The sequence below is a fragment of the Pseudomonas sp. KH_017 genome (assembly GCF_057840285.1).
This window is the reverse complement of the sequence record NZ_CM174509.1, coordinates 1,248,489-1,273,194: the sequence shown is the minus strand read 5'-3', so window position 1 is coordinate 1,273,194 and position 24,706 is coordinate 1,248,489. Positions and strand designations below refer to the sequence as shown.

The 24,706-nt window shown below is 58.9% G+C and carries 19 protein-coding genes and 1 pseudogene; 9 read left to right on the top strand and 11 right to left on the bottom strand.

Going from position 1 to position 24,706, the window contains the following annotated elements:
* Positions 1–10: 10 nt before the first annotated feature.
* The 9 genes from bamA to rpsB form a co-directional block, all read right to left on the bottom strand.
* Positions 11–2,401 carry an outer membrane protein assembly factor BamA gene (gene bamA, locus AC3IT6_RS05675; protein ID WP_223442768.1) on the bottom strand — a complete coding sequence of 797 codons (2,391 nt, stop codon included), beginning with the start codon at positions 2,399–2,401 and terminating at the stop codon, positions 11–13.
* A gap of 74 nt (positions 2,402–2,475) precedes the next feature.
* Positions 2,476–3,828: a sigma E protease regulator RseP gene (gene rseP / locus AC3IT6_RS05670; protein ID WP_223442759.1), complete on the bottom strand. Its 1,353-nt coding sequence runs from the start codon at positions 3,826–3,828 to the stop codon at positions 2,476–2,478.
* Between the two features lie 53 nt (positions 3,829–3,881).
* Positions 3,882–5,072: a 1-deoxy-D-xylulose-5-phosphate reductoisomerase gene (gene ispC / locus AC3IT6_RS05665; RefSeq protein WP_489354578.1), complete on the bottom strand. Its 1,191-nt coding sequence runs from the start codon at positions 5,070–5,072 to the stop codon at positions 3,882–3,884.
* Positions 5,069–5,875: a phosphatidate cytidylyltransferase gene (locus AC3IT6_RS05660; RefSeq protein ID WP_150727686.1), complete on the bottom strand. Its 807-nt coding sequence runs from the start codon at positions 5,873–5,875 to the stop codon at positions 5,069–5,071. Before AC3IT6_RS05660 ends, ispC begins: the two co-directional genes overlap by 4 nt.
* Positions 5,875–6,630: a polyprenyl diphosphate synthase gene (gene uppS, locus AC3IT6_RS05655; protein ID WP_150727687.1), complete on the bottom strand. Its 756-nt coding sequence runs from the start codon at positions 6,628–6,630 to the stop codon at positions 5,875–5,877. The genes AC3IT6_RS05660 and uppS overlap by 1 nt, the downstream gene beginning before the upstream one ends.
* A gap of 13 nt (positions 6,631–6,643) precedes the next feature.
* Positions 6,644–7,201 carry a ribosome recycling factor gene (gene frr / locus AC3IT6_RS05650; protein ID WP_008000041.1) on the bottom strand — a complete coding sequence of 186 codons (558 nt, stop codon included), beginning with the start codon at positions 7,199–7,201 and terminating at the stop codon, positions 6,644–6,646.
* On the bottom strand, positions 7,198–7,941 hold the full coding sequence (gene pyrH / locus AC3IT6_RS05645) for a UMP kinase (protein WP_095077480.1): 744 nt from the start codon (positions 7,939–7,941) through the stop codon (positions 7,198–7,200). Before pyrH ends, frr begins: the two co-directional genes overlap by 4 nt.
* Positions 7,942–8,150: 209 nt before the next feature.
* On the bottom strand, positions 8,151–9,014 hold the full coding sequence (gene tsf / locus AC3IT6_RS05640) for a translation elongation factor Ts (protein ID WP_108216655.1): 864 nt from the start codon (positions 9,012–9,014) through the stop codon (positions 8,151–8,153).
* A 189-nt stretch (positions 9,015–9,203) separates the two neighbouring features.
* Positions 9,204–9,941, bottom strand: a complete 738-nt coding sequence (gene rpsB / locus AC3IT6_RS05635; RefSeq protein WP_008052780.1) for a 30S ribosomal protein S2 — start codon at positions 9,939–9,941, stop codon at positions 9,204–9,206.
* A gap of 371 nt (positions 9,942–10,312) precedes the next feature.
* Between rpsB and map the strand changes: the two genes are divergently transcribed.
* The 4 genes from map (at position 10,313) to AC3IT6_RS05615 (ending at position 16,215) form a co-directional block, all read left to right on the top strand.
* Complete coding sequence (gene map, locus AC3IT6_RS05630) at positions 10,313–11,095, top strand: type I methionyl aminopeptidase (RefSeq protein ID WP_489354577.1); 783 nt, start codon at positions 10,313–10,315, stop codon at positions 11,093–11,095.
* A gap of 41 nt (positions 11,096–11,136) precedes the next feature.
* The gene (locus tag AC3IT6_RS05625; RefSeq protein ID WP_489354576.1) at positions 11,137–13,839 is read left to right on the top strand and encodes a [protein-PII] uridylyltransferase; all 2,703 of its coding nucleotides are present in this window, start codon (positions 11,137–11,139) and stop codon (positions 13,837–13,839) included.
* A 122-nt stretch (positions 13,840–13,961) separates the two neighbouring features.
* On the top strand, positions 13,962–15,161 hold the full coding sequence (dapC, locus tag AC3IT6_RS05620) for a succinyldiaminopimelate transaminase (RefSeq protein ID WP_489354575.1): 1,200 nt from the start codon (positions 13,962–13,964) through the stop codon (positions 15,159–15,161).
* A gap of 268 nt (positions 15,162–15,429) precedes the next feature.
* On the top strand, positions 15,430–16,215 hold the full coding sequence (locus AC3IT6_RS05615) for a M12 family metallopeptidase (RefSeq protein WP_489354574.1): 786 nt from the start codon (positions 15,430–15,432) through the stop codon (positions 16,213–16,215).
* Between the two features lie 140 nt (positions 16,216–16,355).
* Here AC3IT6_RS05615 and AC3IT6_RS05610 read toward each other — a convergent pair.
* Positions 16,356–17,406, bottom strand: a pseudogene (locus tag AC3IT6_RS05610) (cation:proton antiporter domain-containing protein).
* 259 nt (positions 17,407–17,665) lie between these two features.
* On the opposite strand from AC3IT6_RS05610, the gene AC3IT6_RS05605 reads away from it, so the two are divergent.
* The 4 genes from AC3IT6_RS05605 to AC3IT6_RS05590 all read left to right on the top strand — a co-directional run bounded on the left by AC3IT6_RS05605 (position 17,666) and on the right by AC3IT6_RS05590 (position 20,785).
* On the top strand, positions 17,666–17,974 hold the full coding sequence (locus AC3IT6_RS05605; protein ID WP_236709756.1) for an arsenate reductase: 309 nt from the start codon (positions 17,666–17,668) through the stop codon (positions 17,972–17,974).
* A 32-nt stretch (positions 17,975–18,006) separates the two neighbouring features.
* Positions 18,007–19,041: a 2,3,4,5-tetrahydropyridine-2,6-dicarboxylate N-succinyltransferase gene (dapD, locus tag AC3IT6_RS05600; RefSeq protein WP_489354573.1), complete on the top strand. Its 1,035-nt coding sequence runs from the start codon at positions 18,007–18,009 to the stop codon at positions 19,039–19,041.
* 137 nt (positions 19,042–19,178) lie between these two features.
* Positions 19,179–20,384 carry an aminotransferase class V-fold PLP-dependent enzyme gene (locus AC3IT6_RS05595; RefSeq protein WP_489354572.1) on the top strand — a complete coding sequence of 402 codons (1,206 nt, stop codon included), beginning with the start codon at positions 19,179–19,181 and terminating at the stop codon, positions 20,382–20,384.
* A complete protein-coding gene (locus AC3IT6_RS05590) occupies positions 20,381–20,785 on the top strand; it encodes a SufE family protein (RefSeq protein WP_489354571.1) in 405 nt (134 codons plus the stop codon). The genes AC3IT6_RS05595 and AC3IT6_RS05590 overlap by 4 nt, the downstream gene beginning before the upstream one ends.
* 131 nt (positions 20,786–20,916) lie before the next feature.
* On the opposite strand, the gene tcdA is transcribed toward AC3IT6_RS05590, so the two are convergent.
* Entirely contained in the window at positions 20,917–21,729 is an 813-nt protein-coding gene (gene tcdA, locus AC3IT6_RS05585) for a tRNA cyclic N6-threonylcarbamoyladenosine(37) synthase TcdA (RefSeq protein WP_489354570.1), read from the bottom strand.
* Positions 21,730–21,947: 218 nt separating this feature from the next.
* Between tcdA and AC3IT6_RS05580 the strand changes: the two genes are divergently transcribed.
* The gene (locus AC3IT6_RS05580) at positions 21,948–24,539 is read left to right on the top strand and encodes a glycosyltransferase (protein ID WP_489354569.1); all 2,592 of its coding nucleotides are present in this window, start codon (positions 21,948–21,950) and stop codon (positions 24,537–24,539) included.
* Positions 24,540–24,706 lie beyond the last annotated feature (167 nt).

The window sequence follows — 24,706 nt, the reverse complement described above, 5'->3', positions numbered from 1 at the left end:
GGACAGACGCTTAGAACGTCTGGCCAAGAGAGAATTGGAACACCTGGGTTTCAGCGTTATCCGGTTCTTTTACTGGCATGGCCAAGGCAAAGCTCAGAGGACCCAGCGCGGTAACCCATGTCACACCCACACCGACGGAACTGGCCAGGTTGCTCAGACTGACATCGTTACACTGCGTATTGGACTTCGACGCAGGGTTGGTATTGGTCGTCTGCTCGCACTTGGAGTCGAATACGTTACCCACATCCCAGAATACCGAGGTACGCAGGGATCGTTGATCCTTGACGAACGGCAGCGGGAACAGAATCTCTGCACCACCTTGAATCAGGACGTTACCACCGAACGGCAGTGGATCCTGGTCCGGGTCAGCAAGAGTACCCGGGTTGCCAGTACTGAGTGTGCCGCGGCTTGGAGTACTACGCGGCCCCAATGTACTGTCCTTGAAGCCACGAACCGAGTTGAAACCACCAGCATAGTAGTTTTCATAGAATGGCAAGCCATCGGTCGAACCGTAACCGTCGCCATAACCCAATTCGGTGTGCAGGCGCATGGTGTAGTTTTCGCTCAGTGGCTGGAACAACTGGCCACGGTAATCGAGCTTGAAGAACGACAGGTCACTACCCGGTACGGTGACTTCCGCCGTCAAGCTTTGAGAATGACCGCGGGTCGCCAATACACCTTTGTTCAGGGTGGATTCGGACCAGCCGGCCGAAGCCTTGAAGTTCAGGTACTCATCGCCTTCACGGTTAACGAAGTCGAAAATCTCGTCGACGGTGTATTGACCGGTCTTGATCTTGTCCTGTTGCGCAGTCAGGCCAAAGGTCAGACGCGAAGTCTCGCTGATCGGGTAGCCGACGCTCACGCCTGCACCCAGGCTGTCTACGGCATAGCTCGCTACGTCGACATCGAGGTCGTCATAGTCAGTGGTGCGGTAGAACGCGTTGTAACCCAGGCTCACACCATCAGCAGTCCAGTAGGGGTCGACATAACCGAAGTTATAGCGGGTCTGGTATTCGCTTTTGGTCAAGCCGACGCTGACCTTGTTACCGGTACCCAGGAAGTTGTTCTGGGTGATCGAACCACCGAGGATCAGGCCGGCGCTCTGGGCGAAACCGACGCTGGCGGTAATCGAACCGGAAGCTTGCTCTTCAACGCTGTAGTTGACGTCCACCTGGTCATCGACACCCGGTACGGCCGGGGTCTCAACGTTGACTTCCTTGAAGAAGCCCAGACGTTCCAGTCGGGTCTTGGATTGGTCGATCAGGTAGGTTGAAGCCCAGCCGCCTTCCATCTGACGCATTTCACGACGCAGCACTTCGTCTTCGGACTTGGTGTTGCCACGGAAGTTGATGCGGTTCACGTAAGCACGCTTGCCCGGATCGACTGCGAACAGGATGTCTACGGTGTGATCTTCATCGTGCGGTTGAGGCACGCCGTTGACGTTGGCGAAGGTATAACCTTCGTTACCCAGGCGACGGGTGATCAATTCGGAGGTAGTGGTCATCAGCTTGCGCGAGAACACCTGGCCTTTTTGCACCAGCAGCAGGGACTTGACCTGGTCTTCAGGGACTTTCAGGTCACCGCTGAGCTTGACGTCACGAACGGTGTACTTCTCGCCTTCGTTGACGTTGACGGTGATGTAGACGTGCTTCTTGTCTGGCGTAATGGAGACCTGGGTCGAAGCGATATCCATGTTGATATAGCCACGGTCCAGGTAGTAGGAACGCAGGCGTTCCAGGTCACCGGACAGTTTTTCACGGGCGTACTTGTCGTCGTTCTTGAAGAACGACAACCAGTTGGTGGTCTTGAGTTCGAACAGGTCGATCAGGTCTTCATCGGGAAAGACCGTGTTGCCCACCACGTTGATGTGCTGGATAGCCGCAACGGTACCTTCGTTGATGTTGACCTTCAGGCCGACGCGGTTACGCGGCTGTGGCACCACTTCGGTGTCGACGGTAGCCGAGTAGCGACCCTGGGCGACGTACTGGCGCTGCAGTTCGTTACGCACACCTTCAAGGGTGGCACGCTGGAAGATCTCGCCTTCGGCCAGACCGGATTGCTTGAGGCCTTTCATCAGGTCTTCGGTAGAGATCGCCTTGTTACCTTCGATCTCGATACTGGCGACCGACGGGCGCTCGACTACAGTGATGACCAGGACGTTGCCATCACGGCCCAGCTGGATATCTTGAAAGAAACCGGTTTTGAACAACGCACGAGTGGATTCCACCAGGCGGCGATCATCCGCCTGTTCACCGACGTTCAACGGCAAAGCACCAAAGACGCTACCCGCGGAGACCCGCTGGAGGCCATTGACGCGAATATCAGAGATAGTGAAGGACTCGGCGTGAACTTCGGCGATCATCAATACGGTGAGAACCGCAGTTAGCAGCAGACGTTTCATGAAGTCCTTTCTTATTCCAACTGGCAATAAACAAACTGCCGCAAAATGCGGCAGATTCGCAATTCAGCGAAGCGTTACAGTCGACCCAGATCATTGACCAAAGCAAGCAACATCACCCCGATCACCAAACTGATACCGATCTGTATCCCCCAACCTTGCACCCGATCTGACAAGGGACGACCACGCGCCCACTCGATCAGATAAAACAACAAATGCCCCCCATCCAGTACCGGAATGGGCAACAAATTCAGAACGCCCAGGCTAATACTCAGATAAGCAAGGAAATTCAGGAAATCAGCAACACCCGACTGGGCCGAAGCGCCCGCCACTTTAGCAATGGTTATCGGTCCACTCAAGTTTTTTACCGAGAGCTCACCGAACAACATTTTCTTCAGTGAATCGAGGGTCAGTACGCTCATGGTCCAGGTGCGTCGAGCCCCCTCGCCAATCGCTGCCAACGGCCCGTAACTGACTTCGCGGATCATCTCCGGCGGCCAATCGACAGCCTTCACCCCCGCCCCCAGGTATCCGCTGGGTGACTTGCGCTCGCCGCGAGCGGCCAGCGTCACCGGGACGTCGATTTGAGCACCGTCGCGCTCAACCCGCAGCATGATTTTGGTATCAGGATGCATACGGACGGTATCGACGACCTGCTGCCAGTCATCCAGCGTACGACCATCGAGCGCCAGCAACCGGTCACCGGTCTTCAGGCCGGCAGCCTGGGCCGGCCCCTTTGGATCGAGTTCGGCCAGGACAGGCGGCAATGCCGGACGCCACGGACGAATCCCCAATGAATGGATGGGGTCAGGCTCGTCAGCCCCTTTGAGCCATTTATCCAGCGCAAGTTCACGAGGAGAATCGGCCGTGGAGCCTTGCTCGCGAACCAATATCTGCAACGAACCGCTTTCGCCCAGGCGACGAATCAGTTGCAGATTCACCGCTGCCCAGCCGGAAGTCGCCTCGCCATCAATGGCCACGATTTCCTGGCCGGGGCTCAATCCCGCCCGGGCCGCGATACTGCCAGACTCGACAGCCCCGATGACCGGACGCACCTGCTCGCTGCCGAGCATTGCCAATGCCCAGAAAAACACAAATGCCAGCAGGAAGTTGGCTATCGGCCCTGCCGCTACGATGGCAACGCGCTGACGAACGGATTTGCGATTGAAGGCCTGGTCGAGTTGATCGAGTGGCACTTCCCCCTCGCGCTCGTCGAGCATTTTGACGTAGCCGCCCAACGGGATCGCCGCGACGACGAATTCGGTACCTTGCTTGTCGTGCCAGCGCAGCAAAGGCATGCCGAAGCCTACGGAGAAGCGCAGCACTTTGACCCCACAGCGACGCGCGACCCAAAAATGGCCGAACTCGTGGAAGGTAACCAGCACACCCAGAGCGACCAGGGTGCCGACAATCATATAGAGCGCGCTCATCTACTTTCTCCGCATTCCTATCCGCTGCTGCCTGTGTCGACTATCCGCAGCATTTACCGCCCGTGACGGCTCAACCATTGTCCGGCCAGCAATCGCGCCTTCGCATCTGCCGTGAACACTGCATCGAGGTCATCCACTGCCACTACGGGCTCCAGATTCAGTACTTCCTCGATGATACTCGCGATTTCCGGGTAACGAACCCGTTCGTCGAGAAATGCCGCCACTGCCACTTCGTTCGCCGCATTGAGCATGGCCGGCGCGCTGTTACCCGCTTCGGCCGCCTGACGGGCCAGACGCAGGCATGGGAAACGCTCTTCATCGGGCGCCTGGAAATCCAGGCGCGCAATGGCGAACAGATCCAGCGGTGCCACACCCGAATCAATCCGCTCAGGCCAGGCCAGGGCATTGGCGATGGGCGTGCGCATGTCCGGATTACCCAACTGCGCCAGGACAGAACCATCGACATAGTCGACCAGCGAATGAATCACGCTTTGCGGGTGAATCACCACCTCAACCTGGGATGGCTTGGCATCGAACAGCCAGCAGGCTTCGATCAACTCAAGCCCCTTGTTCATCATGCTGGCCGAGTCAACGGAGATTTTTCGCCCCATGGACCAGTTCGGGTGAGCACACGCCTGATCGGGAGAAACATGCGCCAGTTCAGCCATTGGCGTCTGGCGGAACGGACCACCGGAGGCCGTCAGCAAAATCCGGCGTACGCCGACCGCCTCAAGGCCACGGGCATAATCGAGCGGCATGCACTGAAAAATCGCGTTGTGCTCGCTATCGATCGGCAGCAACACCGAACCGCTCTTGCGCACCGCCTGCATGAACAACGCACCGGACATGACCAGCGCTTCTTTATTGGCCAGGAGAATCTTCTTGCCAGCCTCGACCGCCGCCAGTGTCGGGCGCAATCCCGCCGCACCGACGATGGCCGCCATGACCGCCTCGACTTCCGGATCGGAAGCGACCTGACACAAACCTTCCTCACCCACCAGAACACGGGTCGAAAGTCCCGCCGCGCGCAAATCATCCTGCAAGGTACGGGCAGCCGCGACCTCAGGCACCACGGCAAATCGTGGGACATGCCGCACGCACAACGCCAGCAATTCACTCAAGCGAGTGAAGCCACTCAAGGCAAAGACCTGATATCGATCAGGGTGACGACCGATGACATCGAGCGTACTCAGGCCAATCGAGCCGGTCGCACCCAGAACGGTAATCTGTTGCGGGCGGCTCATGGCGCCGCCATCCACAGCAGCACGGCAAACACCGGAATCGCTGCCGTCAGGCTGTCGATACGATCCAGCACGCCGCCGTGACCCGGAAGCAGATTACTGCTGTCCTTGATCCCGGATTGACGCTTGAACATGCTTTCAGTGAGATCGCCCACCACCGAGACAAACACGATAAGCGCAGCGCCGATCAGCCCTTTGAGCAGCTCGGCCACCGTCCAGTCGCGTACCAGAGCAACGATTGTGGTAATCACCAGGCTCAGCGCCAGACCACCGTAAACGCCTTCCCAGCTTTTGCCCGGACTGACCTGCGGTGCGAGCTTGCGCTTGCCGAAGGCCCGACCAGAAAAGTACGCACCGATATCGGCACCCCAGACCAACACCATCACCGCCATGATCAGCCAGTTACCCAGCGGGTATTGCTTGATCTGCACCAGACCTTGCCAGGCCGGCAGGAGAATCAACAGACCGATCACCAACTTGGTCGCCGCATTGGACCAATGCTCGCTCGAGCGCGGATAGGTCAACACCAGATACGTCGCCACCGCCCACCACAGCACCGAAGCGCCCAACACCCAAGGCGCGAGGCCGGGCAGGATGTACATGACGAACAGCACCAAGGCGACCACAGCGGCATAACCGACGCGGAACACCTGATCGGCGAAACCCGCCAGACGCGCCCACTCCCAGGCACCCAGGGTTACGACCAGCCCGATGAACAGTGCAAAACCGGAGCCTTCAAGCAGGAAAAACCCGCACAGGGCAATCGGCAGCAGGATCAGTGCGGTGATGATTCGTTGTTTAAGCATTAAACCCGGGCTCCAGCCTCGACCTGCTCGCTCGTTTTACCGAAGCGGCGCTGGCGGGAAGCGAAATCGGCCAGCGCATTGCGCATGGCATCGTGTTTGAAGTCCGGCCAGAACAGGTCGGAGAAATACAACTCGGCATAGGCAAGTTGCCAGAGCAGGAAGTTGCTGATGCGGTGCTCACCACCGGTACGGATACACAAGTCCGGCAACGGCAGGTCGCCTGTGACCAGGCAGGTCTGCAGCAGACCAGGCGTGATGTCCTCCGGACGCAAGTGTCCGGCCTGAACTTCTCGCGCCAGTCGTTGCGCAGCTTGCGCGATATCCCACTGACCGCCGTAATTGGCAGCGATCTGCAGCACGAAACGATTGGCGCCAACCGTCATGGCTTCTGCTTCACGCATGGCGGCCTGCAGCTCGGGATGAAAGCGCGAGCGGTCACCAATGATGCGCAGGCTGATGTTGTTGTCATTGAGGCGCTTGGCCTCACGACGTAGCGCCCTGAAGAACAGATCCATCAAAGCGCTGACCTCATCGGCCGGACGTTGCCAGTTCTCGCTGGAAAAGGCGAACAAGGTCAGCACTTCGACCTTGGCCTCGGCACAAACCTCGATGACCGCACGTACCGCATCCACGCCCGCTTTATGCCCGGCGACACCCGGCATAAAGCGTTTTTTCGCCCAGCGATTGTTACCATCCATGATGATCGCGACATGGCGCGGCACCGCGGACGGTGCAGTCTGCTTTGTCTTATCCATGAAAACGCGACCCTTATACGGCCATCAGGTCTTTTTCTTTCTGCGCCAGATCCGCGTCGATTTTAGCCACGAACTTCTTGGTCAGATCGTCAATCTCGCCAGTCGCACGACGCTCTTCGTCTTCGCTGATCTCTTTTTCCTTCACCAGATCCTTGAGCTGGCTGTTGGCATCACGACGGATGTTGCGCACGGCAACACGGGCATCTTCAGCGACGTCACGAGCCTGCTTGGTGAAACCCTTGCGGGTTTCTTCGGTCAGGGCAGGCATGGAGATCAACAGCAGCTCGCCGAGGTTGGTCGGGTTCAGGTTCAGACCCGCGCTACCGATCGCCTTGTCGACGGCACCCAGCATATTGCGTTCGAAAGCAACGACTTGCAGGGTACGGGCGTCCTTGACGGTGATGTTGGCCACTTGCTTGATCGGGGTGTCGGAACCGTAGTACGGCACCATCACGCCTTCCAGGATGCTCGGGTGCGCCTGGCCGGTACGAATGCGGCCGAAGTTGTGGGCCAGCGACTCCACGGACTTCTGCATGCGCTCTTGAGCGTCTTTCTTGATTTCGTTGATCATTGTTGGCCTTCCTCGATCAGGGTTCCTTCAGCGCCGCCATGCACGATGTTCAGCAGGGCGCCGGGCTTGTTCATGTTAAATACGCGTAGCGGCATCTTGTGGTCGCGGCACAGGCAAATGGCCGTCAGATCCATCACACCCAGCTTGCGATCCAGCACTTCATCGTAGGTCAGATGATCGAACTTCTCGGCATGCGGGTCTTTGAACGGGTCAGCGGTGTAGACGCCATCGACCTTGGTCGCCTTGAGCACGACATCGGCATCGATTTCGATTGCACGCAGGCAGGCAGCCGAATCCGTCGTAAAGAACGGGTTGCCGGTACCGGCCGCGAAAATCACCACGTCCTTGGAGTTCAAGTGACGCATGGCCTTGCGACGATCGTAGTGATCGGTCACGCCAACCATGGAAATAGCGGACATCACGATGGCCGAGATGTTGGCGCGCTCAAGGGCGTCGCGCATGGCCAGGGCATTCATCACAGTGGCCAGCATGCCCATGTGGTCGCCGGTGACCCGGTCCATGCCGGCCGCGCTCAGCGCTGCACCGCGGAACAGGTTGCCACCACCGATAACCAGACCGACCTGAACACCGATGCCGACCAGCTGGCCAACTTCCAATGCCATGCGATCCAGAACTTTCGGGTCGATCCCGAACTCTTCCGAGCCCATCAGGGCCTCGCCGCTAAGCTTGAGTAGAATGCGTTTATAGCGAGCCTGATAACCACTGCCCTGCTGAGCCATTGCGAATCTCTCCTGCGGCGTATTTTAAAAATTCTTTGCGAGCTGTTTACAGCTGGCGTTCACTCTTGCTTGGCGCTGCTTCAGCGCCATCGGAACATGGCTTTGTAAGCCAGTTCCAAAAGGAAACCAATTAAAAATTGGTGCCCCATCTGAAAAGAGGCTGCGCGCGTGAGCGGGCAGCCTCTTCTGGGCGACAGTCAAAAACCGTCTTATTGCTTGGCGGCAGCCAGCTGGGCAGCAACTTCTTCTGCGAAGTTGTCCACTGGCTTCTCGATGCCTTCGCCTACTTTGAAGTAAGTGAAGGAAACGATTTCAGCGCCGGCTTTCTTGGCCAGTTCGCCGACCTTGATTTCAGGGTTCTTGACGAAAGCCTGCTCAACCAGGCTGGCTTCGGCCAAGAACTTGCTGATACGGCCTTTGACCATGTTTTCAACGATGTTTTCCGGCTTGCCGGCGATCTTGTCAGCGTTCAGCGTCAGGAACACGCCTTTCTCGCGCTCGATCGCTTCAGCGGAAACTTCCGATGGCAGCAGGAATTCAGGATTGGTAGCCGCTACGTGCATAGCGATGTCCTTGGCCAGCTCGACACTGCCGCCTTTCAGGACAACTGCAACACCGATCTTGTTGCCGTGCAGGTAGCCACCGACAACGTCACCTTCAACGCGTGCCAGACGACGGATGTTGACGTTTTCGCCAACCTTGCCGACCAGTACCAGGCGAGCAGTTTCTTGAGCTTCGATCAGCGGAGCAACATCAGTCAACTTGTCGGCGAACGCTTTTTCAACGCTTGCTGCAACAAATTCCTTGAAGTCGTCCTGCAGGGCCAGGAAGTCGGTCTGCGAGTTCACTTCCAGCAAAACGGCGGATTTACCGTCTTCCTTCAGAGCGATAGCGCCTTCAGCGGCAACGTTGCCAGCTTTCTTGGCCGCCTTGATGGCGCCCGAAGCACGCATGTCATCAATGGCTTTCTCGATGTCGCCGCCAGCCTTGGTCAAGGCCTTTTTGCAGTCCATCATGCCTTCGCCAGTACGCTCGCGCAGTTCTTTGACCAACGCTGCAGTAATCTCTGCCATTTCAAAATCCTCTTGGATAGGTTTTCAACCATTCCACCCGATCGAACGGGCGATCAATTCTTCCCCAACCACCCTTGTTAGCTGCCGCACGTTACAGATAGAGCGGTGGGCGCAGACAAATGGTTTTCGAGGTGGCAAAAAGGGGGCCAAGCCCCCTTTTTGCTTACTGAGTCAACGCCAGGGCGTCAATTACTCAGCTGCAGCCTGAGTTTCTTCAGCTGCGAACTCTACGGTGCCGCCGGCAACGTTGTTGCGACCACGGATTACAGCGTCAGCCATCGAACCCATGTACAGCTGGATAGCGCGGATTGCGTCATCGTTGCCTGGGATGATGTAGTCAACGCCTTCCGGGCTGCTGTTGGTATCGACTACGCCGATAACCGGGATGCCCAGCTTGTTGGCTTCGGTGATCGCGATGCGCTCGTGATCAACGTCGATAACGAACAGAGCGTCTGGCAGACCGCCCATGTCCTTGATACCACCCAGGGAACGATCCAGCTTTTCCAGGTCACGAGTGCGCATCAGCGCTTCTTTCTTGGTCAGCTTGGCGAAAGTACCGTCTTCGGCTTGAACTTCAAGGTCACGCAGACGCTTGATGGAAGCACGGATGGTTTTGAAGTTGGTCAGCATGCCGCCCAACCAGCGGTGGTCGACGTACGGCGAACCGCAACGTGCTGCTTCTTCAGCAACGATCTTGCCAGCGGAACGCTTGGTGCCGACGAACAGAATCTTGTTTTTGCCCTGGGCCAGACGCTCTACGAAAGTCAGAGCTTCGTTGAACATTGGCAGGGTTTTTTCAAGGTTGATGATGTGGATCTTGTTACGCGCGCCGAAAATGTACTTGCCCATTTTCGGGTTCCAGTAACGGGTCTGGTGACCGAAGTGCACACCGGCCTTCAGCATATCGCGCATGTTGACTTGGGACATGATAGTTCCTTAATAAGTCGGGTTTGGCCTCCACGTATCCCAATGACCAACCAGCAGCATCAGCTGAAGGCACCCAGGTCATCGTGTCGACACGTGTGTGGATTTAGGCTTTACGGGACATCCCCGGAAAGCGGCGCATTTTATATCACAAGGCAGGGCAAAACGGAACCCGGATTCTGAAATCCTGGCGAGCGCTTTGCTCCATCCCTTGGAATCCGCCAAGAATGCACCATTCTATAGAGAGAAGCGATGCACACAGGCGCAGATTTGCGCTGATCGTCTGGTAGAATCGCATTTTTCAGGGCCGCGAAGTTCGATCGCGCAATGCCCTTTCCGTTTAGCAAGCGCCGTCGGGCGCAGAGAGAGCCTGTATGACCGTCACCCTCAAAACCCCCGAGGATATCGCCAAAATGCGTATCGCCGGCAAACTGGCCGCCGATGTGCTGGAAATGATTGCCGAATATGTCAAGCCAGGCGTTACCACCGATCAACTGAACCAGATCTGCCACGACTACATCGTCAATGAGCAGAAAGCCATTCCTGCCCCGCTCAACTACAAGGGCTATCCGAAGTCGATCTGCACGTCGATCAACCACGTGGTCTGCCATGGCATCCCGAACGACAAGCCGCTCAAAGATGGCGATACCCTGAACATCGACGTCACCGTCATCAAGGACGGCTACCACGGCGACACCAGCCGCATGTTCCACCTCGGCACCGTGCCGGTCTGGGCCGAGCGCCTGTCCCAAGTGACCCAGGAATGCATGTACAAGGCGATTGAAATCGTCAAGCCAGGTTGCCGCCTGGGCGACATCGGCGAAATCATCCAGAAGCACGCGGAAAAGAACGGATTCTCGGTGGTTCGCGAATTCTGCGGTCATGGTATCGGCAAGGTGTTCCACGAAGAGCCGCAGATCCTGCACTACGGCCGTGCTGGCACCGGCATGGAACTCAAGGCCGGCATGACCTTCACCATCGAGCCGATGATCAACCAGGGCCGTGCCGACACCAAGGTACTGGGCGACGGCTGGACCGCGATCACCAAGGACCGCAAGCTCTCGGCACAGTGGGAACACACCCTGCTGGTGACCGAAACCGGTTACGAGATCTTCACCCTGCGCAGTGATGACACCATCCCTCGCGTTTCGGCCTGATCCCGCCACCGAACCTCGCCTATAGAAAGGAAAGCCAATCGATGCCGCAGGTGGATCCCGAACTCTTCGACCGAGGCCAGTTCCAGGCTGAGCTGGCCCTGAAGGCAAGCCCGATCGCGGCCTTCAAGAAGGCGATCCGCCAGGCTCGCGAGGTGCTCGACGCACGTTTTCGCAGCGGCCGGGACATTCGCCGGCTGATCGAGGATCGCGCCTGGTTCGTCGATAACATCCTGCAAAAGGCCTGGGAGCAGTTCAACTGGAGCGAGGACGCCGACATCGCGCTGGTCGCGGTCGGCGGCTACGGCCGTGGCGAATTGCACCCATATTCCGATATCGACTTGCTGATCCTGCTGGACAGTGCCGACCACGAGGTTTTCCGCGATTCCATCGAGCGTTTTCTGACGCTGTTGTGGGACATCGGCCTGGAGGTCGGTCAGAGCGTTCGCTCGGTCGACGAATGCGCCGTCGAGGCCCGCGCCGACCTGACGGTCGTCACCAACCTGATGGAAAGCCGCACCATCGCCGGCCCCGAACATCTGCGCCAGCGCATGCTGGACGTCACCAGCACCGGGCACATGTGGCCGAGCAAGGACTTCTTCCTGGCCAAGCGCGCCGAACAAAAGGCCCGCCACCACAAGTACAACGACACCGAATACAACCTGGAACCCAACGTCAAAGGCTCACCCGGCGGCCTGCGGGATATCCAGACGATTCTGTGGGTGGCCCGTCGCGAGTACGGCACCCTGAACCTGCGGGCACTGGCTGGCGAAGGATTCCTGGTCGAGAGTGAAAACGCCCTGCTCGCCTCCTCCCAGGAGTTCCTGTGGAAGGTTCGCTATGCCCTGCACATGCTGGCCGGCCGCTCCGAAGACCGCCTGCTGTTCGATCACCAGCGCACCATTGCCGGGCTGCTGGGCTTCAAAGGCGACGACGCCAAGCAAGCCATCGAAAACTTCATGCAGCAGTATTACCGGGTGGTCATGAGCATCGCCCAGCTCAGCGACCTGATCATCCAGCACTTCGAGGAAGTCATCCTCGCACCGGAAGACGAAGCGCCATCGCAGCCGATCAACTCGCGCTTCCAGTTGCATGACGGCTACATCGAGGCACGCAACGACAACGTATTCCGCCGCACGCCGTTCGCCATGCTCGAAATCTTCGTGCTGATGGCCCAGCAGCCGGAAATCAAGGGCGTGCGCGCCGACACCATCCGTCTGCTGCGCGAAAACCGTCATTTGATCGATGACGATTTCCGCAACGACATCCGTAACACCAGCCTGTTCATCGAGCTGTTCAAGTGCAAGATCGGCATTCACCGCAATCTGCGCAGGATGAACCGCTACGGCATTCTCGGGCGTTATCTGCCGGAGTTCGGCTTTATCGTCGGGCAAATGCAGCACGATTTGTTTCACATCTATACGGTCGATGCGCACACCCTGAATCTGATCAAACACCTGCGCAAATTGCAGTACACCCAGGTGTCGGAAAAATTCCCGCTGGCCAGCAAACTCATGGGCAAGTTACCCAAACCCGAATTGATCTACCTGGCCGGTCTGTACCATGACATCGGCAAGGGCCGGCATGGCGATCATTCGGATATCGGCGCCGTTGACGCCGAGGCGTTCTGCCAGCGCCATCAGCTCCCCGTGTGGGACAGCCGCCTGGTCGTGTGGCTGGTGCAAAACCACCTGGTGATGTCGACCACCGCCCAGCGCAAGGACTTGTCCGACCCGCAGGTGATCCACGATTTCGCCCAGATCGTCGGCGACGAAACCCGCCTCGACTACCTGTATGTGCTGACCGTCTCCGACATCAACGCGACCAACCCGACCCTATGGAATTCCTGGCGCGCCAGCCTGCTGCGCCAGCTCTACACCGAGACCAAGCGCGCCCTGCGTCGCGGCCTGGAAAACCCGGTGGATCGCGAAGAGCAGATCCGCCAGACCCAGAGCGCCGCCCTGGATATCCTGGTGCGCGGCGGCACCGACCCGGACGATGTCGAGCAGTTATGGGCGCAGTTGGGTGATGACTATTTCCTGCGTCACACCGCTGGCGATGTCGCCTGGCACAGTGACGCGATCCTCCAGCAACCGGCCGACGGCGGGCCACTGGTGCTGATCAAGGAAACCACCCAGCGTGAGTTCGAAGGTGGTACGCAGATCTTCATCTATGCCCCGGACCAGCACGACTTCTTTGCCGTGACCGTGGCCGCGATGGACCAGCTCAACCTGAACATTCACGACGCCCGGGTCATCACCTCCAGCAGCCAGTTCACGCTCGACACCTATATCGTGCTCGACACTGACGGCGACTCGATTGGCGACAACCCGGCGCGGGTCAAACAGATCCGCGACGGCCTGACCGAAGCCCTGCGCAACCCGGACGACTACCCGACCATCATCCAGCGCCGGGTGCCGCGTCAACTCAAGCATTTCGCCTTTGCGCCACAGGTGACGATCCACAACGACGCCCAGCGCCCGGTGACGGTGCTGGAACTCACGGCGCCCGACCGCCCGGGCCTGCTGGCGCGGATTGGCACGATCTTCCTGGAGTTCGATCTGTCGTTGCAGAACGCCAAGATCGCCACCCTCGGCGAGCGCGTGGAGGACGTGTTCTTCATCACCGACGCCAATAATCAGCCGTTGTCCGACCCGCTGCTGTGCAGCCGCCTGCAGGATGCGATCGTCGAGCAACTGAGCGTCAACCAGGAACCTGATATCAAACTGTCGCGCATCAGCATCTGAATTGAACAATTTTCCCCTGTGGGAGCGGGCTTGCTCGCGAAAGCGGTGCATCAGTGAAGTGTGTGTTGACTGACACACTGCTTTCGCGAGCAAGCCCGCTCCCACATTGAACGAGGCCCCCGATGAACAACGCTCTGTCCCAGCTCCAGCCCTACCCGTTCGAGAAACTCCGCGCCCTGCTCGGCAGCGTGACGCCCAACCCGGACAAGCGTCCGATCGCGCTGTCCATCGGCGAGCCGAAACACCGTTCGCCAAGCTTTGTCGCCGAGGCCCTGGCCAGCAATCTGGAAAAAATGGCCGTGTACCCGACCACCCTAGGCATCCCGGAGCTGCGTGAAGCCATTGCGGCATGGTGCGAGCGGCGCTTCGATGTCCCCAAGGGCTGGATCGACCCGGCGCGCAACGTGCTGCCGGTCAACGGTACCCGTGAGGCGCTGTTCGCCTTCACCCAGACCGTGGTCAACCGTGCTGATGACGCCCTGATTGTCAGCCCGAACCCGTTCTACCAGATCTACGAAGGCGCGGCGTTCCTCGCCGGGGCCAAGCCGCATTACCTGCCGTGCCTGGACGAAAACGGCTTCAACCCGGATTTCGACGCCGTGTCGCCGGACACCTGGAAACGCTGCCAGATCCTGTTCCTGTGCTCGCCAGGCAACCCGACCGGCGCCTTGATTCCAGTGCAAACCCTGAAAAAGCTGATCGCCCTGGCCGATGAATACGACTTCGTGATTGCCGCCGATGAGTGCTACAGCGAGCTGTACTTCGACGAACAAACCCCGCCGCCGGGCCTGCTCAGCGCTTGCGCGGAACTGGGTCGCAAGGACTTCAAGCGCTGCGTAGTGTTCCACAGCCTGTCCAAGCGCTCGAACCTGCCAGGCCTGCGCTCGGGTTTTGTCGCCGGTGACGCCGACATCCTCAAAGGCTTCCTGCTCTACCGTACCTACCACGGCTGCGCGATGCCGGTTCAAACCCAACTGGCCAGCGTTGCTGCGTGGAATGACGAAGTGCACGTTCGCGCCAACCGGGCGCTGTATCGCGAGAAGTTCGATGCGGTACTGGAAATCCTCAGCCCGGTCATGGACGTACAGCGGCCGGATGGCAGCTTCTACCTGTGGCCGAACGTGGCGGGTGACGACGCAGCGTTCTGCCGCGACCTGTTCGAACAGGAGCACGTGACCGTGGTTCCGGGGTCTTACCTGTCCCGCGATGTTGATGGTTTGAATCCAGGCGCGGGTCGAGTACGCATGGCACTGGTTGCGCCATTATCCGAATGCCTTGAAGCGGCAGAACGCATTCGCGACTTCATCACTCGCCGCAACTGACACTAACAAGGCCTGTACTGTGCAACGCAGTACAGGCCGCCCATCGGCAACAACATCTAACAAGCAGCAACTTTACAGCGCAGCATTCATTTAAATATTCTCCAACTCGAAACCAATCTATTGATTAGATTAAACCCTCGAGAAGTAGAGCGATAATGCCACATTCAGCCCCATGCAAAGTTATATCAAAAACCTTTACTCCCCAATAACCCGCAAACAAATAAAACCAACAAACCTCATTTTCAACAAACCACAACCGATAAAAGACATGGACGCCACCCCTATGAAAAATGGAGCTTGCAGCATCGTTAGAAGCATTGATCCAGTCGCCTCCTACGAGGCTGCAATCAATGAACGCAGTGATAATGTCAAACCCAATACTTCCGGACGCACCAAGAGAAGCGTCGCCGTGCATACTACTTTCTGGAAGCCTGGGCGCACCCTGAAAATAGCCATGTACGACAAAAACCAGAAAACCATCGACACAGTAAAAAACATTGCGAACAAATGGTTAGCGCATGCCAATTTAAAATTTGAATTCATTTCAGGTGCAGTGGGAGATATTCGCATAAAAATCGAGCCAGATCTAACCATTGACTCTTACTCCTTTCTAGGCACAGACGCACTGACTCGCCCTCCTGAAGAACCCACTATGAGAATAGCAACACCTCTTGAACATGATGAATTTGAAAGCACCGTATTACATGAATTTGGTCACGCACTCGGCCTCCACCATGAACATCAGCACCCCGACGCAGATATCCCTTGGGACCTGAAAAAAGTCTACATATGGCATAAAGAAAATTACAACTGGGAGCGCGAAAAAGTTGACTCAGACGTCCTGCCACTACCTCGCTATACAAATTATATCTATGGCGATTACGACCCCTTGTCAATCATGCACTACGAAATAGATAGCACGCTCACTCTAAATAACTGGAGCCGCCCAGCAAACCTCACGCTGAGCGAGAAAGACCTGGAGGTAATCCGCAAGATTTATCCTCAAAGGGCGACACGCGCACCACACACCGTGTTGAACTACTTAACAAAATAAAGGCGCCATTCATTGGCAACTCTAATTAAAACACTCCAAAGATAACCCTTACCCAATAAAACTTATCGACTCTTTAGAACTGCTATTTTAAATGCCTCTTCTATGTACGCTGCATTGCAACAATGAAAACACGCACAACATTACTTCACCGCTCCAAGCTTGGCCTCACTCAAATCCAGCGCCCCCAACACCTCACGCAACACGTCATCACCAATCTGGTGATGACGACTCAAACTATAGAGTTCAAGGCGTTGCGCCCGCAGCGCCTTCAAGCGCAAACGCCGTTCCAGCAAGTCCATCTGAAACGCCAGGGCCTGGGCTTCAGCGGAATCGTTGAACACCTCCAACTGGTGGCGATACTCGGACATGATTCGCGCCTTGAGCTCAGCGGCCAGCGCGGACTGGGCGGCGTCCTGCGGATTGACCTCTTCTGTCTCAAGCGCATGAATGGCCGCTTCGGCGGTCTTGCGCCAGGCATCGCGCACTTCATTACGCCGCTTGTCGTCCGGGCCGGCTTCGATGCCGCGCAACAACAGTGGCAGCGCGATGCAGGCCGCAATCAACGACAGCAGAATCACCCCGGCGGCGATGAATATCAGCAGGTCGCGCTCGGGAAACGCGCTGGCGCCCATGAGCATCGGTATCGACATCACACCCGCCCGCAGACGGCCGACCAGCCAGCTCAAGGCCACCCCGACGGCCAGGCCACCCAGCGCGACCAGCACAAACGTCAGGCTGGCATTGGCCAGCGAGAACACGCCGGTCACCGCCGCCACCAGGGCAAACTTGAACGTCACCAGGCCCGAGGCGTCGTTCATCAGCGCCTCGCCCTGCAAGATGTGCATCAACGGGGTCGGCAGTCGATTGCGGGAAATGGCCGACACCGACCACGGTAAACAGCACCAAGCCCACAGCCAGGGTCAGGGTCAGGGTCAGGGTCAGGATCGGGCCGCGCAGGTGCCAGAATTCGCGCTTGGGCATGCGCCAGCCGTCGGAGAACAACAGCGGCGGCAGGAACAGAAACAGGAACAGTTCGGGATCGAGGGCGACATGCAGGCCGAGCGTCGGCCAGGCAAGCAAGGCCCCGACGGCAATCTGCACCAACGGCAACGGCAGCGGCACCACCCGTCCGATCAGGCGCGAAACGCCGACCAGCATCAACAGGATCAGGACGGTGTAGGCGGTTTGCATTAAAGCGTGATTCCCGGACAATCGACAGCATCGAAGTGCCATATTAGCCGCTTAGACTACCAGTGGCCCTTGCACCTATGTCGCATCCGGACCGCGCCAATCCCTGTGGGAGTGAGCCTGCTCCCACAGGTTTTACGTTTTAACTCAATGCACATGGCATAATCCGTCACCTTTATATTTACGGCACCTGCAGGGGGGCAATTCCTTGACCGTTTCAAGCAAAACGTTGCACCTTTTCGGCATCAAAGCCTGCGACACCATGAAAAAGGCGCGCACCTGGCTCGATGAACACGCTGTCAGCTATGACTTTCATGATTACAAAGCGGTCGGTATCGACCGTGAACACCTGACCCAATGGTGCAGCGAGCACGGTTGGGAAGTGGTGTTGAACCGTGCAGGCACGACCTTTCGCAAGCTCGACGACGAACGCAAAGCCGATCTCGACCAGACGAAAGCCATCGAACTGATGCTCGCGCAACCTTCGATGATCAAGCGCCCGGTGCTCGATCTCGGTGACCGAACCCTGATTGGCTTCAAGCCAGATATCTACGCGGCCGCGCTCAAGTAAGCAGCCCGTTCAATTTTGTTAGAGGTACACACATGTCCACTACCCTGTTCAGCCTGGCCTTCGGCGTCGGCACTCAAAACCGTCAAGGCGCATGGCTGGAAGTGTTCTACGCCGCCCCGGTACTCAAGCCATCGGTTGAAGTCCTCGCCGCTATCGCACCGATCCTGGGCTATACCGAAGGCAATCAGGCCATCGCGTTCAGCACCGCCCAGGCCTCGCAACTGGCTGAAGCGCTCAAAGGCGTCGACGCGGCCCAGGCTGCCCTGCTGACCCGCCTGGCCGAGAGCCACAAGCCGCTGGTTGCCACCTTGCTGGCTGAAGACGCCCAGTTGTCGTCCACCCCTGAGGCCTACCTCAAGCTGCACCTGCTGAGCCACCGCCTGGTCAAGCCCCACGGCCTGAACCTGGCCGGGATCTTCCCGCTGCTGCCAAACGTGGCCTGGACCAGCCAGGGCGCGGTCGACCTGAGCGAACTGGCCGAACTGCAACTCGAAGCCCGTCTGCGCGGCGAGCTGCTGGAAGTGTTCTCGGTGGACAAGTTCCCGAAAATGACCGACTACGTGGTTCCGGCCGGCGTGCGTATCGCTGACGCTGCGCGTCTGCGCCTGGGCGCTTACGTGGGCGAAGGCACCACCGTGATGCACGAAGGTTTCATCAACTTCAACGCTGGCACCGAAGGCCCGGGCATGATCGAAGGCCGCGTATCCGCTGGCGTATTCGTCGGCAAAGGTTCGGACCTGGGCGGCGGCTGCTCGACCATGGGCACCCTGTCGGGCGGCGGCAACATCGTGATCAAGGTCGGCGAAGGCTGCCTGATCGGCGCCAACGCCGGTATCGGTATCCCGTTGGGCGACCGCAACACCGTCGAGTCGGGCCTGTACGTGACCGCCGGCACCAAAGTCGCGCTGCTGGACGAGAACAATCAACTGGTCAAAGTGGTCAAGGCCCGTGAACTGGCTGGCCAGACCGACCTGCTGTTCCGTCGCAATTCGGAGACCGGTGCCGTGGAATGCAAAACCCACAAATCGGCCATCGAACTGAACGAAGCGCTGCACGCTCACAACTAAGCAGCACATTGACCACCTGTGGGTGCGGCGGTGCGACGATTCGACTTGCTCGCGAAGCTTTTGGCGTCCGCTAGGACGCCTTCGCGGGCAAGCCCGCTCCCACAGGGTACGGCGTACCCTCACCAGGGCCAGATAGCATGATGATTCTCTCTCCCTGGCGTGCCGATTTTCCGGCCATCGCCGCCTTGCAACGGCAAGACCAGACCTATCTGGACAACGCCGCCACCACGCAAAAACCTCAAGCCCTGCTCGATGCCCTGGCGCACTACTACGCCAACGGCGCGGCCAACGTGCATCGGGCGCAGCATTTGCCCGGTGCCCACGCCACCCAGGCGTTCGAGGACAGCCGCCGCAAAGTCGCGCAATGGCTCAATACTGGCGATTGCGGGCAGATCATCTTTACCCACGGCGCGACGTCCGCGCTGAATCTCCTGGCCTATGGCCTGGAACACCTTTTCAATCCGGGCGACGAGATTGTCATCAGCGCCCTGGAACACCACGCTAACCTGCTGCCGTGGCAGCAACTGGCGCACCGTCGCGAGCTGAAACTGGTGATCCTGCCGCTGGATGCCGACGGCGTGATCGACCTTGAAGCCGCCGCCGGTTTGATCGGCCCACGCACGCGTCTGTTGGCCGTCAGTCAACTGTCCAACGTGATCGGCGCGTGGCAGCCGCTGCCTGAATTGCTGGCACTGGCCAAGGCGCACAATGCCCTGACCGTGATCGACGGCGCCCAGGGCGTAGTCCATGGCCGCCACGACGTGCAAGCGCTGGGCTGCGATTTTTATGTGTTCTCCAGCCACAAGCTCTACGGCCCAGATGGCCTGGGCGTGCTGTTCGGGCGCAATACAGCGTTGCAACAGCTACGTCCCTGGCAGTTCGGCGGTGAAATGGTGCTCGATGCCAATTACCACGACGCACGCTTTCGCCCGGCACCGCTGGGTTTCGAGGCCGGGACGCCGCCGATTGCCAGTGTGATCGGCCTGGGAGCGACCCTGGATTACCTCGCCGGGCTCGATCAGGACGCCGTGTCCGCCCATGAAGCGGTGCTGCATGCCTGCCTGCTCAAGGGCCTGGAGGCGCGCAACGGCATTCGCCTGCTGGGCAAGCCACAAGTGGCGCTGGCCAGTTTCACCGTCGAGGGTGTGCATAACTCCGATCTCGCGCATTTGCTGACCGAACAAGGGATCGCGGTCCGTGCCGGCCATCACTGTGCGATGCCGCTGCTCAAACGCTTCGAACTGGCCGGAGCGATTCGGGTGTCGTTGGCGCTGTACAACGATTCCGAAGACCTGGAGCGGTTCTTTGAAGCCTTGGATCAGGCGCTGGAGCTATTGCGATGAACCTGCCCGTCGATGCTGTGACGGCACTGGACATCTTTCAGAAAGCGGCCGGCTGGGAACAACGCGCACGCCTGCTGATGCAATGGGGTGAGCGTCTGCCGGCCTTGAGTGATGCGCAGATGTGCGATGCCAACCGGGTGCACGGCTGTGAAAGCCAGGTGTGGCTGGTGGGAGAATTGCGCGATGGCCATTGGCAATTCAGCGCCAACAGCGATGCACGGTTGATTCGCGGGTTGGTGGCGTTGCTGCTGGCGCGGGTCAACGGGTTGTCGGCGGCTGAGTTGCAGCAGGTGGATTTGCCGGACTGGTTCAATCAGTTGGGGTTGGGGCGGCAATTGTCCGAGTCCCGCAGTAATGGCCTCAATGCCGTACTTCAGCGAATGAATGAGTTGGCAGGTTAATCGCCTTCGTCGGATCGCCGCCCGGAGCAAGCCCGCTCCCACATTTGATCTTCAGTGAATACAGTTTTTGTGTACGACCGAAATCCAATGTGGGAGCGGGCTTGCTCGCGAAGAGGCCATCAGCGACAACCTCAATCCTTAAGCTTGACCCGATCCGCCGGCCGCCGCACCCCCGCGACAATCTTGTCCACAGCCTTGGTCGCCGCGACCATGCCGAAGGTCGCCGTCACCATCATCACCGCGCCAAACCCGCCGGCACAGTCGAGCTTCACCCCATCACCGACAAAACTCTTCTGCAGGCAAATGCTGCCATCCGGTTTCGGGTAGCGCAGTTGCTCGGTGGAAAACACGCACGGCACGCTGTAATGGCGAGTCACGGTGCGTGAGAAGCCGTAGTCGCGACGCAGCGTGGAGCGCACTTTCGACGCCAACGGATCGTTGAACGTGCGATTGAGGTCGCAGACCTGGATCAACGTCGGGTCAATCTGCCCGCCTGCGCCGCCGGTGGTGATGATCTGGATCTTGCGCCGCTTGCACCAGGCGATCAGCGCGGCCTTGGCGTTGACGCTGTCGATGCAGTCGATCACGCAGTCGATGTTCGGCGTGATGTACTCGGCCATGGTCTCGCGGGTGACGAAGTCAGGCACCGCGTGCACTGTGCAGTCCGGGTTGATCCCGCGCAGACGCTCGGCCATCACCTCGACCTTTGGCTTGCCCACCGTGCTGTCCAGCGCGTGCAACTGACGGTTGGCGTTGCTGACGCAGACGTCGTCGAGGTCGAACAGGGAAATCTCGCCCACGCCACAACGGGCCATGGCTTCCGCCGCCCAGGAACCGACACCACCGACGCCGACGATCGCCACATGGGCCGCGCGCAGGCGTTCAAGGCCTTCGATGCCATACAAACGGGCGATGCCAGCAAACCGCGGATCTTCTGTACTCATGACCATTACCCCAAAAACCGGCGCGCATTATAGGGCTATGCAGCTACAAGTTTTAAGCTTCAAGCTGCAAGTGTAAGAACTTATGTGAAAGTTAACTGCCCAATGTCCGGCAATTCCCTGTCCGCTGTACGACCAGAGAATGCCCGGTGTAGGATGCGCGCCCCTTGGCGACCGCCAACCGTTCCTTCGTTCCACAGTCTTTGGAACCCGAAATAACTATGTCATCGCGTAAATTTGGACTCAACCTGGTCGTGGTGCTCGCCATCGCTGCCTTGTTTACCGGCTTCTGGGCGCTGATCAACCGCCCGGTCACCGCCCCCAACTGGCCTGAACAGATCTCCGGCTTCTCGTACTCGCCATTCCAACAGGGCCAGTTCCCGCAGAAGGACCAGTACCCGACCGACGATCAGATGCGTCGCGACCTGGAGATCATGAGCAAGCTGACGGACAACATCCGCATCTACTCGGTCGATGGCACGCTGCAGAACATCCCGAAACTGGCGGAAGAGTTCGGCTTGCGGGTGACCCTGGGGATCTGGATCAGCCCGGACCAGGAACGCAACGAACGGGAAATCACCCGCGCCATTGAAATCGCCAACGCCTCGCGCAGCGTGGTTCGCGTGGTGGTCGGCAACGAGGCCATTTACCGCAAGGAAATCACCGCCCAGGAACTCAGCGTCATGCTCGATCGCGTGCGCGCTGCCGTGAAAGTGCCGGTGACCACGTCCGAACAGTGGCACGTCTGGGAAGAACACCCGGAACTGGCCAAGCACGTCGACCTGATCGCCGCGCACATCCTGCCTTACTGGGAGTTCGTCCCGATGGACAAGGCCGGGCAGTTCGTCCTCGACCGCGCCCGCGACTTGAAGAAGATGTTCCCGAAAAAGCCACTGCTGCTGTCCGAGGTGGGCTGGCCGAGCAACGGCCGCATGCGCGGTGGCGCCGATGCCTCACCGGCAGACCAGGCGATCTACCTGCGAACCCTGGTCAACAAGCTCAACCGCCAGGGCTTCAACTACTTCGTGATCGAAGCGTTTGACCAGCCGTGGAAAGCCAGTGACGAAGGTTCCGTTGGCGCCTATTGGGGCGTGTTCAACGCCGCACGCCAGCAGAAGTTCAACTTCGAAGGCCCGGTCGTTGCGATTCCGCAATGGCGGGTACTGGCGGTCGGCTCCGTGGTACTGGCGCTGTTGTCCCTGACCCTGCTGATGATCGACGGCTCGGCCCTGCGTCAACGCGGCCGGACCTTCCTGACCTTCACCGCGTTCCTCGGTGGTTCGGCACTGGTGTGGATCGGTTACGACTACAGCCAGCAATACAGCACCTGGTTCAGCCTGACGGTGGGCTTCTTGCTCGCCCTCGGTGCGCTCGGGGTGTTTATCGTGTTGCTGACCGAAGCCCACGAACTGGCCGAGACCGTCTGGACCCACAAACGCCGGCGTGAATTCCTGCCCGTGGTAGGCGATTCGGACTACCGACCGAAAGTCTCGATCCACGTGCCCTGCTACAACGAGCCGCCGGAGATGGTCAAACAGACCCTCAACGCCCTGGCCAACCTCGACTATCCGGATTTCGAAGTCCTGATCATCGACAACAACACCAAGGACCCGGCGGTCTGGGAACCGGTGCGCGATTACTGCGAAACCCTCGGCCCGCGCTTCAAGTTCTTCCACGTGGCACCGCTGGCCGGCTTCAAGGGCGGCGCGCTGAACTACCTGATCCCGCACACCGCCAAGGATGCCGAAGTGATTGCCGTGATCGACTCCGATTACTGCGTGCACCCGAATTGGCTCAAGCACATGGTGCCGCACTTCGCCGATCCGAAAATCGCCGTGGTGCAGTCGCCGCAGGATTACCGCGACCAGAACGAAAGCACCTTCAAAAAGCTCTGCTACGCGGAATACAAGGGCTTCTTCCACATCGGCATGGTCACCCGCAACGACCGTGACGCGATCATCCAGCACGGCACCATGACCATGACCCGTCGCTCGGTGCTCGAAGAGCTGGGCTGGGCCGACTGGTGCATCTGTGAAGACGCCGAGCTTGGCCTGCGGGTATTTGAAAAAGGCCTGTCGGCGGCGTATTACCACACCAGCTACGGCAAAGGCCTGATGCCCGATACCTTCATCGACTTCAAGAAACAGCGTTTCCGCTGGGCCTACGGAGCGATCCAGATCATCAAGCGCCACACCGCCAGCCTGCTGCGCGGCAAGGACACCGAACTGACCCGTGGCCAGCGCTACCACTTCCTCGCGGGCTGGTTGCCGTGGGTGGCGGACGGCATGAACATCTTCTTCACCGTCGGCGCGCTGTTGTGGTCGGCGGCGATGATCATCGTGCCGCAACGGGTCGATCCGCCGCTGCTGATCTTCGCAATCCCGCCGCTGGCGCTGTTCGTGTTCAAGGTCGCCAAGATCATCTTCCTCTACCGCCGAGCGGTTGGAGTGAATTTGAAGGATGCCTTCTGCGCGGCGCTGGCCGGCCTGGCGTTGTCCCACACCATCGCCAAAGCGGTGCTGTACGGCTTCTTCACCAGCAGCATTCCGTTCTTCCGTACGCCGAAAAACGCCGATAACCACGGCTTCTGGGTGGCGATTTCGGAAGCCCGGGAAGAGATGTTCATCATGCTGCTTTTGTGGGGCGCTGCCTTGGGGATCTTCCTGGTGAACGGCATGCCGAGCAACGACATGCGCTTCTGGGTGACCATGCTGCTGGTGCAGTCGCTGCCGTACCTGGCGGCGCTGATCATGGCGTTCCTGTCGTCGCTGCCAAAACCGGTCGCCGAGCCGGAAACGGCACCTGTCGTCTAAATCTCTGCGGATGCACTAAACGGCGGCCAATGGTCGCCGTTTTGCTTTAAGATAAGCGCCATTTTGCGGGGCTTGGCGTGATATAGGTCTTACTGACCACACACAATTCCTGTGGGAGCGGGCTTGCTCGCGAATGGGTTGTAACAGTCGGGGAGTATGTTGACTGA

Excerpts from the sequence above, each read along its gene's own strand:
- bamA (WP_223442768.1), bottom strand. The coding sequence starts at position 2,401 with ATGAAACGTCTGCTGCTAACTGCGGTTCTCACCGTATTGATGATCGCC.
- rseP (WP_223442759.1), bottom strand. The coding sequence starts at position 3,828 with ATGAGCGCGCTCTATATGATTGTCGGCACCCTGGTCGCTCTGGGTGTG.
- ispC (WP_489354578.1), bottom strand. The coding sequence starts at position 5,072 with ATGAGCCGCCCGCAACAGATTACCGTTCTGGGTGCGACCGGCTCGATT.
- AC3IT6_RS05660 (WP_150727686.1), bottom strand. The coding sequence starts at position 5,875 with ATGCTTAAACAACGAATCATCACCGCACTGATCCTGCTGCCGATTGCC.
- uppS (WP_150727687.1), bottom strand. The coding sequence starts at position 6,630 with ATGGATAAGACAAAGCAGACTGCACCGTCCGCGGTGCCGCGCCATGTC.
- frr (WP_008000041.1), bottom strand. The coding sequence starts at position 7,201 with ATGATCAACGAAATCAAGAAAGACGCTCAAGAGCGCATGCAGAAGTCC.
- pyrH (WP_095077480.1), bottom strand. The coding sequence starts at position 7,941 with ATGGCTCAGCAGGGCAGTGGTTATCAGGCTCGCTATAAACGCATTCTA.
- tsf (WP_108216655.1), bottom strand. The coding sequence starts at position 9,014 with ATGGCAGAGATTACTGCAGCGTTGGTCAAAGAACTGCGCGAGCGTACT.
- rpsB (WP_008052780.1), bottom strand. The coding sequence starts at position 9,941 with ATGTCCCAAGTCAACATGCGCGATATGCTGAAGGCCGGTGTGCACTTC.
- map (WP_489354577.1), top strand. The coding sequence starts at position 10,313 with ATGACCGTCACCCTCAAAACCCCCGAGGATATCGCCAAAATGCGTATC.
- AC3IT6_RS05625 (WP_489354576.1), top strand. The coding sequence starts at position 11,137 with ATGCCGCAGGTGGATCCCGAACTCTTCGACCGAGGCCAGTTCCAGGCT.
- dapC (WP_489354575.1), top strand. The coding sequence starts at position 13,962 with ATGAACAACGCTCTGTCCCAGCTCCAGCCCTACCCGTTCGAGAAACTC.
- AC3IT6_RS05615 (WP_489354574.1), top strand. The coding sequence starts at position 15,430 with ATGGACGCCACCCCTATGAAAAATGGAGCTTGCAGCATCGTTAGAAGC.
- AC3IT6_RS05605 (WP_236709756.1), top strand. The coding sequence starts at position 17,666 with ATGAAAAAGGCGCGCACCTGGCTCGATGAACACGCTGTCAGCTATGAC.
- dapD (WP_489354573.1), top strand. The coding sequence starts at position 18,007 with ATGTCCACTACCCTGTTCAGCCTGGCCTTCGGCGTCGGCACTCAAAAC.
- AC3IT6_RS05595 (WP_489354572.1), top strand. The coding sequence starts at position 19,179 with ATGATGATTCTCTCTCCCTGGCGTGCCGATTTTCCGGCCATCGCCGCC.
- AC3IT6_RS05590 (WP_489354571.1), top strand. The coding sequence starts at position 20,381 with ATGAACCTGCCCGTCGATGCTGTGACGGCACTGGACATCTTTCAGAAA.
- tcdA (WP_489354570.1), bottom strand. The coding sequence starts at position 21,729 with ATGAGTACAGAAGATCCGCGGTTTGCTGGCATCGCCCGTTTGTATGGC.
- AC3IT6_RS05580 (WP_489354569.1), top strand. The coding sequence starts at position 21,948 with ATGTCATCGCGTAAATTTGGACTCAACCTGGTCGTGGTGCTCGCCATC.